The organism is Bacillus luti, assembly GCF_001884105.1.
GTDB lineage: Bacteria > Bacillota > Bacilli > Bacillales > Bacillaceae_G > Bacillus_A > Bacillus_A luti.
In genome coordinates this window covers 1-12,976 of record NZ_MACI01000089.1, presented here as the reverse complement: position 1 = coordinate 12,976, position 12,976 = coordinate 1, and the positions used below count along the sequence as shown (strand labels likewise).

Annotated in this window: 11 protein-coding genes and 3 pseudogenes; all 14 read right to left on the bottom strand. The window is 33.7% G+C overall.

What is annotated here, in order from left to right; all coding sequences use genetic code 11:
• Positions 1–35 precede the first annotated feature (35 nt).
• Positions 36–188, bottom strand: a pseudogene (locus tag BAQ48_RS22005) (lipase); the annotation flags it as partial.
• A pseudogene (locus BAQ48_RS28615) lies at positions 181–252 on the bottom strand (DUF3952 domain-containing protein); the annotation flags it as partial. The pseudogenes BAQ48_RS22005 and BAQ48_RS28615, both read right to left, overlap by 8 nt.
• 21 nt (positions 253–273) lie before the next feature.
• A complete protein-coding gene (locus BAQ48_RS28520; RefSeq protein WP_071712834.1) occupies positions 274–519 on the bottom strand; it encodes a hypothetical protein in 246 nt (81 codons plus the stop codon).
• Between the two features lie 289 nt (positions 520–808).
• Complete coding sequence (locus BAQ48_RS21995; RefSeq protein ID WP_000582716.1) at positions 809–1,255, bottom strand: DUF5085 family protein; 447 nt, start codon at positions 1,253–1,255, stop codon at positions 809–811.
• Positions 1,252–1,713 carry a DUF5085 family protein gene (locus BAQ48_RS21990; protein WP_000701787.1) on the bottom strand — a complete coding sequence of 154 codons (462 nt, stop codon included), beginning with the start codon at positions 1,711–1,713 and terminating at the stop codon, positions 1,252–1,254. The genes BAQ48_RS21995 and BAQ48_RS21990 overlap by 4 nt, the downstream gene beginning before the upstream one ends.
• A 134-nt stretch (positions 1,714–1,847) precedes the next feature.
• Positions 1,848–2,624: a hypothetical protein gene (locus tag BAQ48_RS21985; RefSeq protein WP_071712899.1), complete on the bottom strand. Its 777-nt coding sequence runs from the start codon at positions 2,622–2,624 to the stop codon at positions 1,848–1,850.
• A gap of 29 nt (positions 2,625–2,653) precedes the next feature.
• Positions 2,654–4,156, bottom strand: coding sequence for a T7SS effector LXG polymorphic toxin (locus tag BAQ48_RS21980; RefSeq protein WP_071712833.1), 1,503 nt, complete (start codon positions 4,154–4,156; stop codon positions 2,654–2,656).
• A 20-nt stretch (positions 4,157–4,176) separates the two neighbouring features.
• Positions 4,177–4,473: a TIGR04197 family type VII secretion effector gene (locus tag BAQ48_RS21975; RefSeq protein WP_000503891.1), complete on the bottom strand. Its 297-nt coding sequence runs from the start codon at positions 4,471–4,473 to the stop codon at positions 4,177–4,179.
• Positions 4,474–4,476: 3 nt separating this feature from the next.
• On the bottom strand, positions 4,477–4,899 hold the full coding sequence (locus tag BAQ48_RS21970) for a YwqH-like family protein (protein ID WP_071712832.1): 423 nt from the start codon (positions 4,897–4,899) through the stop codon (positions 4,477–4,479).
• A 12-nt stretch (positions 4,900–4,911) separates the two neighbouring features.
• The gene (essC, locus tag BAQ48_RS21965; protein ID WP_071712831.1) at positions 4,912–9,423 is read right to left on the bottom strand and encodes a type VII secretion protein EssC; all 4,512 of its coding nucleotides are present in this window, start codon (positions 9,421–9,423) and stop codon (positions 4,912–4,914) included.
• 43 nt (positions 9,424–9,466) lie between these two features.
• On the bottom strand, positions 9,467–10,666 hold the full coding sequence (gene essB / locus BAQ48_RS21960; RefSeq protein WP_071712830.1) for a type VII secretion protein EssB: 1,200 nt from the start codon (positions 10,664–10,666) through the stop codon (positions 9,467–9,469).
• Positions 10,667–10,739: 73 nt separating this feature from the next.
• Complete coding sequence (locus BAQ48_RS21955; RefSeq protein ID WP_071712829.1) at positions 10,740–10,991, bottom strand: EsaB/YukD family protein; 252 nt, start codon at positions 10,989–10,991, stop codon at positions 10,740–10,742.
• A gap of 4 nt (positions 10,992–10,995) precedes the next feature.
• Positions 10,996–11,499, bottom strand: coding sequence for a type VII secretion protein EssA (gene essA / locus BAQ48_RS21950; protein ID WP_071712828.1), 504 nt, complete (start codon positions 11,497–11,499; stop codon positions 10,996–10,998).
• A pseudogene (locus BAQ48_RS21945) lies at positions 11,471–12,976 on the bottom strand (type VII secretion protein EsaA); the annotation flags it as partial. The pseudogene BAQ48_RS21945 and the gene essA, both read right to left, overlap by 29 nt.

The window sequence follows — 12,976 nt, the reverse complement described above, 5'->3', positions numbered from 1 at the left end:
AACATACTCCTTTTAGAATAACTTTTTCCTAACTATAAAAATACCGAAATATCCCCATTTTCCATTTTATAAACCTGTCCAGGTATTACAAAATCTGCGGCTTTAATGGCGCCATACAAAGGATCATATTCATTTATAAGACTGCGGCAATTTTTCATATTGGTCCCGTATCCGTACTTAACCACATCCACTTAATAAACTTGATACTATTGACAGAACTATCATCATCTTAGCTTTTTTCTTTAACTTCATACTGATACCTCGTTGGTTCCTCTAGGCATTTTTACTTTTCTTAAAAAACACCACATATGCAAATAATGACGAGATTAAGAGAAATATACCCGCTCCTATCCCCTCATATATTTTAAAATAAACAGCAGCGATTATTACAAATATGGACATTATTATTATTAGAATCATTGTATATTTCATTATAAATTCTAACGCTTTATATATAGATACTATTGTCCTTTCAAAAAAACTTTTCTCTGTTTTCAAAACATCCCGCTCCTTATTCAAAGTAACACCTTCCTCTCTTTACAAATTGACTTTTGAATAAACTTTCCCCTTCAAAATAGCAACAAAGCGAACTATAGCACGTAACTACTACCAATACAGAATGAGCCCGTTGAAAATCACATGTCGAAATATTAAGTTAATTACATATAGATTTGAGAACGAAAAACCTCCTCATTCTAACGAGAAGAGAAGGTTTTATTTATGTCATTTCCCCAAACCCTATTCAAAACTATCTCTTTTATGATATTTCATGATGTTTCCATATGTTAAAAGTCACAAGCTTAAAATATTATTCTTCATTAAATACAGCAATCTTCACTTCAACATACTGTAAAGACTCATCACCGCTAAACACATGATAAATTGGCGAGGCTAAATTCAGATTATTATCCTCCATATACAGAAGCATTTCACCATATACCTGCTCTGTTAATTTTTCATAATCTCCCGTATATCGTTTCATGAGCATCTCATCAACATAATAATAGCTCCTAAATTGAAGTGTTTCTGATGCTGGAATTTTATCCTCATTTACTGGCATGAATAATTCAACATACATATTTTCATCAGATGGTATATTTTTCAAAGCATAAAACATCGGACCTTTTACTGTTAAATTCGCTGTTGCAATTTCTGACATAAAATGTTCAATTGCTTCTTCCATATCTTCGTAATGAAAATAGTATTCTTTCGAAACAACATTTGTATACGCAATACTTTGTCCTTCTATTATCATTTTATTGTTTCACCTACTTCTATAATAGGAGCATAAATATCTAGCCACATGTCACCGTATACATCTAAACATACATGATAAAAACCGTTTTCTAATTTAATATGATGCTGTTCTGCAAACTCATGTATTAAATTATAAGCCTCTTCAATATCACCATCTTCATCAGTAAATCGAACACTTAATGCCTCTTCAATAATTAATCCATCAACATACTCATATGCAGAATTCTCTCCTAATTTAACACGTTCATTTACTGGAACAGAATATGTATATTCGCCGTACTCTGGTTCATTTTCCAATGGCTGATATTTAAAAAGAACAGGACCTACAGCATATATTCCATTATGAACAACTTGATTTCTCAGTGCGATAGCAGGTAATAACCAATCTTCTTTTTTTACAATTTGGGTAATGCTAATTAAATTTAAGAGTGATAATGCTTTATATTGAATTTTCATAATACCTACTCCTTTTACTATACTTTCTCTTGGCTATATTTTTATGTTTCTTCAAATGTCACTTACGCTCTCCTTCATATTCCTTCCACATTATAGTAAATGGCGAAAATTTAAATCTACTATACTCATTTCCTTTACGCTTTACGTTTTGATTTACCTTTTTTATTTTTCTTTTGATATCTTGGAGATTCTCTTTTATGTTGCTCCCACGATATGTTAAATGAAGGGAATTTAAATCTACAATACATTAATAGCTGAAATTCAGCTGCACCAATGGCTATCGTATACATTAAAAAGGTCCCTACTATATACATAAATAAAGCATCAAACTCATAATCGTTGTGAAAATATATCAAAATAAGAATAGTTGCTGCGTATAGTGTAGCCCCCTTCATCATATTCCCTTTTGTTTTACTAAAGAAAGAGGCAGACCTTTCATCCATACTAAACGCACCTTCACTCGCTTGTTTAAACGTATCAAGGGTTGCCACAATATGAACAACAACTGCTCCCAAAAGCAATACACCCGTATACATTATTGTAATCCAGTCAATTGAATTATTAGCCATTTTAGTAACAGTCAAAGCAATAGGCGCTATTGTTGCCATTTGGAATGCATATAATAATACAACAATTGTTTGTAGCTTTTGAAATTTAAATTGAGCTTTTGGGAATGAATAAATAATTAAAAGAATTATTTGTAAGCTATATAATAACACTTCTAACTTAACAATTCCTATATTAAAGAGAAGCATACAGTAATCCCACCCAGCTGATAAAACAATAGAAAAAATGATTATTGAACTAAATAGTATTCCTCCAAACATAAATCCTGTAGCCCCTTCAGGACTTAAACGATCATTACATGTCATCCTAAATTTATCTAAATCTTCTTCTTTTATATTCCACATCATCTATATGCACCTCTCGTGTAGTCTAATCACCAAAATATTGATTTAAGTTTCTCCCCTATCTTATTAGTTACATTTTTCACTCCTTTTTTAGCATAGTCAATTGCATTGTCTTTCCCATTCCATTTGACATTCAATCCCGCCGTAGCAACTACCGCAACGCCAGCTCCTACCACAGTACCAAGCGGCGGAAGGAAAAACGATCCTGCTACAGCACCAGCTGCCATCGCTCCAGCATTCGCTCCAATATCTACAGCTGAATCTGTTGCTATATCCACTACATCTTTTAACTGCCAACTACCTTTTCTATCATCTACACCTTGCTTAGCGTCTACAATATTACCTCCAACTGACACAACCGCTCCAAAAATACCTGCTCCTTTCAATATCCCTCCTGCTTTACCTAGGCCTTTAAACGATTCTTTCCATTTCATAGGATTAATATCCTTTAAGCCGTCTGCCCAAGCAGCTTTAAATGAACTCAGTCCTTTTTTCCCAATCGCGGTAGGCAATCCTTTGTTTACTCGATCCATCCGAAAATCTGCGTAATTTTGAAACTCTGGTAATTTATAAATATTTCTGCGTGCCTTTTTTATTTGTTCCTTTGTTGTTTTCAAACCCTCGAATTTAAATTCTAATTTATCCTTTAAATATTTGAATAAAACGTCATCTTTATTATCCATTTTAAGTATTCTTTCTGCTAAAACCATATCTTCTTTCTTAGAAGTCGATAATGTATATGCCCCTTTACCTTTTCGGCCTTTAGGATCAAAAAGGGCTCCAAAACCCAATTTCTTTGTAACATAATGCATGCGTATGTACGCATTTAAAGTAGCCTTAGCTCCCTTGTTCCCAATATCAAACTTAGTCATGGCATCTGCCAATCCCTTAATGATATTTCCAATTGATGTGTCAGCTAATAGCTTCCCTATTGAAGCGCTAGACAAATTCCCATTATTCACTTTTATTTGTTTCATTCCCTCATCTATTTTACGCATTAATTCATCAAACTCTTGCAGGTCACTTTGCTTACTGTTATAAGTCTCTAATTTTTCTAATGTATCACTGATTTCTTTTTGGCTTTTTACAGCGCCTTCAGTGATGCTTGATGATGATGGATATTGAATTGCGACGATGTCACTAATCGTACCTACTGTTTTTTTCGCCGCTTCATTAGAGTGGCTAAATCCCTCACTATATCCATTAACTTTTTTCTTTACACCATCCAAATAACTTCCATGGATTTTTGCATCTGCATCGCTGTCAACCTCACTGTTAAACTCCTCTACTGCTTTTTGAAATTGACTTTTTAATACTTCGGCTGTAGCTGTAAATCCAGTGATAATAGTTCCATGAACTGTCGATAAATACTCCTTAATATCCGCAGCAGCTTTCCCTTGGAAAGAGTTAATTTGTGTAAAGTCCTCTATTTTTTGCTGCAATGTTTCCAAATGTTGATTTAACTCTTCAGCATTTGAATTAAAGCGATCTTGAAGCTCTTTTACTTCTTGTAACTCTATGATTTTGCTCATATTTTCTCCCCCCTCTCCCTTTACATAGCACGGTGCGCTGAACTGTCTTTCAAATCTTTTCCAAGCTTTTCATCTTGCTGAACCATTTCTTGTCCTGTTTGCTGAATTCTACTAATATCTTTTTGTAGTATTTGTTCATATTGCTGCACTTTTTTTGATAACTTTTCAATCGCTTCACAATATTTTTTCAGTTTACTTAAATTCGTACGATGTAACTGCATACCATTAAATTTAGTCTTACCTAAATCACTAGCACCACTTTTCAATTCACTTACTTTCGCATCAAATACCCCTTTATTTAATTTAATTTCCCCCATTTATCATTTCCCCGCCTTCTGTACTTCTACTTGAATACTAGCGTCAACCATTGAAACACTTCTACTTAAAGAAAGAATACTAGACTCACATGTAGCGATTTCTCTTTCAAGCCGCCGTATGGCTTGATCGATGTCTTCTTGAACTCTCCCTAGTTCTCCGATAAACTTCCCTAAATTCGAAACGACTTGTTGTTCATATGTTTCTTTAAAAGTAGTTGCTCTTTGCCCTTTCCAACTACTCTCGTTTATTTCTAAAGACTTAAACTGCTCTTGATTTTGTTTAATTGCTTCAAGATTATTTACAAATTGCCCTTTAGCAGTTATTACCCTTCGTAATTTCATTTGTAATTCAGCCAATTGCCCTTGTTGATGACTTATACTACTTAACAAACCAGATTTTTGACTATTTAATTCCTCTATCCCCATGCAAATCACCCCTTAAATAGTTGGCACTTTAATTCTAGTAGCAAAACGATTTTCAACAAAATACCCTTCAAATGGGTTTAACTTTGTACTACTTAAATCTTTATTAGATACATCAAAGACCATTTGGCCTGATGATTTTCTAAGTAAAATAACATGAGATTGCGTTTTTATTGTTTTTGAAACTAAATCGTATCGACTGTCAATTGAATCAACATCACAGCCAATTACGAAGTGGATACCCATAAATGCACCATTTGTTATTAATTCCGCTAAACTATATATATCGCTATCTTCTAAATTACTTAAAATATCATTTACATCTGCAATTACGATTACAATCGGCTTAAATTTCTTAATAAATTCGGCTGGGTTCACTGTTTCACTTGATGCTTCCTGCTCCTCTTTAAACGCCGCTTCTCTTGATTTATAAGCATTTGTAACTTGTTTGATCGTTTTCTCAATCCCTGTTTTTTCAGCTACATATAAAGCAGCGCTCTCTCTATAGTTCGAGAAATTACGTGTTCTTGTATCGATTAAGCCTAAGTCAAAGTGTCCACTTTCAGCTAACTGTTGAAGGAATTGATGAACTACATTTTCAACTTCATCTTTCTTGATTCCCCCTACAACAATATTAGACGCTTCCGTTAAATCTAATTCGAGAGGTGTAACGCTTTCTGTTTCTACACCAAATGTTAGTTTGCCTGCTTCAATAATTTTTCTTGTTTCTGGCCATGCAATAAATTCTTTGTATTCCAGAACTTCAGGCACCATAGGAATTGCTTTCGGTCTTTCTCCATCCCAGAAGGAATCCATCTCTTTTCCTTCAGCTTGTATATTTTCAATTCGAGTAAGTACGTCTTCTCCACTTGTCGGTAAAGCTGTTTGGAAAATTGTTGGTTCGTCAATTTTAACTAAACCACGTCCTGCTAATTCTTCAATTTTCAAGTCCGTTCTTCCTACAATCGCTCTAGATTCTGCCTCATCTATCATATATAGAGCAATTTGTAGTTTAATATTTGTATTTACTTGTACTCTCAACGCATTTTGACGTGTAGCCGTAAGCATTAAATGAATTCCTACCGCTGCCCCTTCACGTACGATTTGTGCAACAATGCGTTCAAAGTCTTCGACAAATCCAGCTTCTCTAACAGAATCATAGTTATCTAACGTAATTAATACTGTTGGTAATACTTCTTTACTAGCTCTCTCATACATTTCAAGACTCGCAACGCCATATTTACTTAGCAATTGCTTTCTATCTTTTAATAGATCTTCTATGCGGCGAAGAAATTTCTCGCATTTTTCAACTTGGTCTAGTGTAATGATGTCTGCCACATGCGGTAAAGATTTTAATGGCATTAAACCGTTTGTTCCGAAGTCTAATAAATACACATGTAAATGCTCCGGACTATGCTGACGAGCTACATCCATAATGACTGATTGTAAGAATGTTGATTTTCCGTAACCTGGACTTGAGAATACTGCTACGTGTCCGTCTTTACTAATATCTAATGTTAATGGTGTTTGTGATTGTAATTCAGGCTGATCTAGTAGACCAACTGTTGCTTGTAATGGTTTCTTTTCTTTCGTCCATGCTTCTTTGAACTGAATAGCGTGTAAGTCTTGTAAATATACGCTCTCTGGAAGTGGTGGTAACCACGGTCTTGCTAACGGTTCAATTTCATTTACTTCTGCGTAATCGTGAATGTAATCAATAACAGCATCAAGTTCAGATGGTACGCTTATTACTTCTTTGCTGCCACCAAGTCCACTTAAGTCTTCACTTAATATTTCATATTGTCCTAGATCATTTATTGCATAGATTGTTGCGTCTAAATGTTCTTTATCCTCTTTATTTTCTACATAGTCCGCCCCGCTCCAAGCCGATTGGAATAGTTCATAAATTTCATTATTCCCAACTTGTAAGTAAGCACGTCCTGGTAATGTAATTTCAGCTGCATCTGGTGTTTTTAAAATTTCATTACTATCTGACGTATTTTGAACTTTTAGTGCTAGTTTAAATTTCGAGTTACTCCAAATTTGATCGTCTACAACACCGCTCGGTTTTTGCGTAGCTAATATTAAATGGATTCCGAGTGAACGACCGATACGCGCTGTTGAAACTAGCTCTTTCATAAATTCTGGTTGTTCTGACTTCAGTTCCGCGAATTCATCACTAATTAAAAATAAATGTGGCATCGGTTCACTCACTAAGCCTTCTTTATACAGTTTTTGATACTGATTAATATGGTTTACATCATTTTCACCAAATAATCGTTGTCTTTTTTGTAATTCAGCTTTAATTGATGCGAGCGCTCTCATACTTTGTGCTCCATCTAAGTTCGTAATCGTTCCTAATAAATGCGGTAAGTTTTTGAATAAATTCGCCATACCGCCGCCTTTATAGTCAATTAGTAGAAAGGCCACTTCGTAAGGATGGAAATTGACCGCTAGAGATAAAATATACGATTGTATAATTTCCGATTTACCTGAACCTGTTGTACCTGCTATTAATCCGTGTGGTCCGTGAGCTTTTTCATGTAAGTTTAAGTTTACAATATCTTCTTTCCCACGTAGTCCAAGTGGTACAGCTAAAGATTTATGCGCCGCATTTTTCTGCCAGCGACTTGTGATATTCAGTTCTTTTACTTTTTCAACACCGTACATTTCTAAAAATGTTACGCTTTCTGGAATACTATTTTTTAAGTTTTGCAAATGATTTAACGGCGCTAATGCTCGTGAAACATCTTCTAAATTGAAATCTTTCGGTACGCGATTTAGTTTAAATTGACGGTTAACAAGCTCGCCTTGTTCCAAGATGATGTTCCCGTGTTTTGCATCTCTTATATCTATTACCGTTTTCACGTGTTCCGGTAAACTTTGCATAACATCTTGTACAAATACAAGTGATACACCTAATTGACTCGGATCATCATTAAAGAATTCCATCACAACATGGTCTAGTATTAGTTTTTCATCTGTAATGAGAACGACATAGTGCGGTGCAAAGTACATTTTTTCATTAGTTGAACTTTTTTCATCTAGTTTTAGTTTTCGTTCTTTCAATATTTGATACAAACTATTTAACACTTGATCACGGCTACGATCATGGTATACAAATCCACGTACATTTATATCGCGAACACTTCCATGAGGTAACCAGCGCATCCAGTCCCACTTTTCCTTTTCTTCTTCCGGAAAAATAGTAATAAACTGCAAGTCATAATAACTATGGAATAACGCGGTTTGTACAACTAATAATTGTAATTGTTCTAACACTAAAGAGCGTTGTCCAATATAGCCAACCGGCCCATTTATCAAATCGGTTACAACAGGTACTTCTTCCAAAGTAAGATAGCGCTGTCTTAGTTCACGTGCTATATCAATTAACTCATCTTTCGTTTGACTAAATTCTTCTTCATTAAATTGGATTTCAAAACTCGTATTAGCTTGTCCTGTCCCAACGCTAAATGTTAAGAAATCATGATGCAGCATTGTTTTTTCATATATACGTGGATTTACTTGCAAAGCCATATTACGTATTACTTCAACATTCGGATTATGATATTGCAATGCATGACGCTGCTTTTCACTTTCTGCATGTAAATCTTTCGTTTTTTGTTTTATATACTCTCTATAGCTTTTATCACGTTCCACAATGTCGATTTTATATTGCTTTAAATTTTTTATATATGATGTGACAGAAACAATGATCGTTACTAATGTCATCGCAATCGAAGCAATAATAAACATTCCGTATTTCATAAAAATAGCAAGTAATACGGTTACGACAATCATGACAAGAGAAGGTGCAATGATTCTCGCCAAATGCTCAGTCGGTTTTGACGGCATACTTGAAGGTTTTGCAATTGTCATTTTCTCTTCTGGTTCACGGTAAATAATACGTGGTGAACGATGATAATCTGGATAACCACTTTGATAATTCGTTGCTGATTCTACTAAAATAGGTAACGCTGATTTCACATTATCTTCTGAAGAGAGTACTTGAATATCTTCACTGCCTATCTCCACTAAAACACCATCAAAATATAATATGTCTCCTGTTTCTAACAGCGCGCTATCTTTTAGCTTCGTATAATTATGAAATACCTCTCCGTCATATACGTTCACTTTAAAAGAATCGTATAATGTTGCACGAGATAGCATTAAATCTACACTACTCCCGTTAATGGAAATATCATCATAGCTGTTTTGACTCATTGTAAGAGAATGTTTCGTTCCGATATCAAACACTTTCGTTGTGCCAATAATAGATATAAAGATTTTTAAGCTCACATCTTTAGTTTTTCCAATCTCAAATTCCTTATTGAATTCGATCAATTGATTTTGTACCATCCAAGCGTTTACTTCATTATTCCACTTTAATTCTATTTCTTGTTCTAAACTAGGATTCGTAATATCATTTGTCCATTCTTTTCCAATCGACACTATTGATTGCTCATTTGGATGTAATGTGCACTTATATATTTTGTCTCCATAAGTCAATACTAATAGTTGCTCCATGCGTGTTCACTGCTCCTTTTCAACTGTCTCATCAAGTGCTTACTTACTCTTTTTTCTCTGTGCTTGACGAGTCTTTATCGTTTGATGATTTTCCATATTTCTTATCATACTCATCTAGTTGTTGCTCATATGTTTTTAACTTTTGATCTCGCTCTTCTCCTGATAAATCCGGATTATTTTTCAGCGATTCAATTTGTTTAACAAGGCCGTACATAATAAGCTGCGGATCATCAAGTGTCTTAGCTAAATCTAATGATTTATCAAAATTACCTTTTCCGTTATACATCCAATACAGCAAATACTTTTCATCACTTTTCAAACTAATATTTTTCATAATTGTTTTCTTTTGATCTTCACCTAGTTTTTCAGCTGTAATGTATGCAAATGCTAACTCATATTTAGAGGCAATCGGTAATGATTCAAATTCTTCTTCATTTAATTGTGTAATTACTTTGTCATAATCAGTTGCTATGAAACTCGCATTTGCTTCTAATAATTTATTTTGATAAGGAAATTTTATAAAAGTGAAATATATTAAAGGAGCAGCTAAAATAACTGTCGCCGCTATGAAGGAAAAAGCTAAGTATTTAAACGATTTATAGCTTTTTTTAGGTACTAACTGCATATTTTTTTCTGTTTTTGTTTGTTCCTTCTCAAAGCTGTCATCAAGAAACTGCAGTAATGCATCTAAGTTTTCCATTTGAGCAACTGTTTGTTCAAATGTTGTTTCTTTTGCATCTTTTAGTAACCCAGCATATAAATCATCAAAATTGTGCTTTTCGGAGAATAAAGCAATAATTAGACACTTATATTGCGTTAAAAATTGCTCTTCTAACAACGGGGTTGGTGGAACAATGTCTCGAATTCCTCTATGTATAATACTTGGCATTAAATTCGCATTAAAAACTATATTGTCTGGATGTAAAAAGAATGTGATTCGCTTATTTAAATATTTATGAAACTGCGCAACATTGCGAAGCAGTCTTAATTTCTCATTTCTTCCAAAACGTCCAAGATTGTCCCACTTATGTAATTTTTTATCTACTTGAAATTGAAACGTAAACATGTCATCCGTTTCTTCTATCGTTAATGGTACAAACTCAGATGACGCGCCCGTAATTATATCGAATTGACGGAAATCTTTTATACGTGTTTGAGATTTTGTCATCTCCAATTTCCAAATTTCTTTTTCTATTTGAAATTGATAGTTCATTGCATCAATTTGAATTGTTTTTTCCGTCATGTTTATCCTCTTCTCCTTTTCTTTATAACCCGTAATAACTTATTTTCAAATAACTAAAGGTAAGAAATATTTTTTATAGAACTTGTAATATATCTCCATCTGTTATTTGGTGATCGATTAAACGATCATTATCTGTTAAAACAATTGATTTATTTTTTATTTTCATTACAAAATGTGAACCGTTATGATTATCAATCTTTAACGTATCTATTAAATTTTTCAATAAATATTTAATAGATTGATGATTCGGAATACGCAAATCATATGTATTTCCATTCCACTTACTAAAATCTACTGTTACGTTAATATGCGTTTGTATCGCCATTACTTTACCTCCAACTTTTTCGAAGAACCGTATAGATACCGATGCAAATAAGTAAAACGCTGCCGCCTAACAATATTATTATTGTTGTACTGATTGGCTTTTCATTCATTGTTTGATTACTTGCCACTTCATCAGCGCTTTTTCTGACAACATATTCACTGCTAAACAAACTATTTTTCGTATCTTTCATACTATTTGTTTCTTTTTGTTTTATAAAAAGAGAATCTCGTAAAGATTCCATCTCTTTTTGTTCTTTCTTTTTCTTTTTCTGAATTTCTTCTTCTACTTCTTCGTTAAACAACTCAATCGATGCTTTATCTAATTCTGTTTCCTTATGTTCCTTTTTATTTTTTTCTTGGTCTTTATCTTCAAAACGGTCTACTTTAAACTGAATCTTTCCATCATCACCAAGATAACTGTCAGCCGCGCTCCTTATCGGTAGCGCGACAAACAGTAAAAGGAAACAAATAAATGATAACTTAACCACTATGCTCCATTGTTTGATCATTTACTTCTTTTTCCTCCCATTTCTTATGCCATACAAATAGATTACTAACTAACCCTATAATGGCAATTACAAACAATACGATAAAAATAACCTTTCCAGTATCTTTACCGCTAATAAAATCATTTAGAAAACTTTCGATATACTGAAGCGGTGAAAATTGACGTATCTTTCCGACAGTAGAAAGCTGATCTACTTTACTTCCAACTGCTTCAGTTAAAAATAGATACATACTTAAAAATACTAATAAGATAAACATCCCTACCATTTTTATTTGTCGTAGTAAGTATGTTGAAACTAATACAAACGCCATCATAATAATTGTGATAAACGCAATCCACAGTAAACTTTGATCCTGCCCGAACTTTAAAAGGCGCCCCGAAATGATCCCTATACTGATCCCTTCCACAATCGATATTCCGAATGCTACTACTGTAGTTGGTACATTCATATCAATTAAAGAGAATTTCTCTTCAAAATGATCTGATTGCGTTCGTTTCTTTTCTTGATTCGCAATTGCGTATGCTGTAAATAACGCAACAATGAAACAAGTTAATACGATTAAGTATGGTGTAAAGGCATTACCAGCTACAATTACCCCATCATTTTGTTTCTGAACTGGACTAGATAAAAACTCATATAGCATCTCATTTTGACGATCTCCAATACGACTATTCGCCAAAATCTTTGTAAAGTTTTTCGAGAATGCTTTATCATCTTCCATTTTCTTCGTAAAATCATTTAATAAAGAATCTGCTTTCGAAACAATTGTCGTTCCGCTTTCTTGAATTTCTTTTGCTTGTCCGTTAATTTGGTCAAATGTTTTATACACATCATCTGATGTCGCTAAACTATGCTTCGAACTCTCTACTAATGACTGAGTTTGCATCGTTAAAGATTTAATACCAGAGTCTAACGATAGTACAGCTGTTTGTTCACCAGCATTATTAGTCGTTAATACTTGTTGCTCTTCAACTAACTTTAAGCTACTCTCACGCCATTTCGCTAAACCTTTTAAATACTCTCCTAAATTTTGATTCATACTAGTTGCTTGCTGCATCGTTTCATTTAGTTTCTCTGCTAGCAACATTGAATTTTGATCTGCACTAGTAATGATCTGTTGGTAAGAGTCTATTTTTTGTTTTAAACCTGTCATATCTTGCTTTACTTCACTAGTAATACTAGCTGAAACAAGATTTGAAATTAAATCAATTACACTTTGTTTATTTAACATATAGTATAATGAATGATCAGTCGCAATCGCATCTAAACTTCCCTCTTCAAGCTTAGGCCCCACGTCATTCGTTCTTAAATCAATCCCATAATACATTTGATAAAGGCTCATTAAACCTTGATAACTTTGAACGGTCTCCACTGCTTCTTTAATTAATACATTAGATGTATTATTTGTTAGCTTCTCAGTTTTTTGATGTACAATATGATTATTTGTACGTTCAATTACTGTTGAGCCACCACCTTG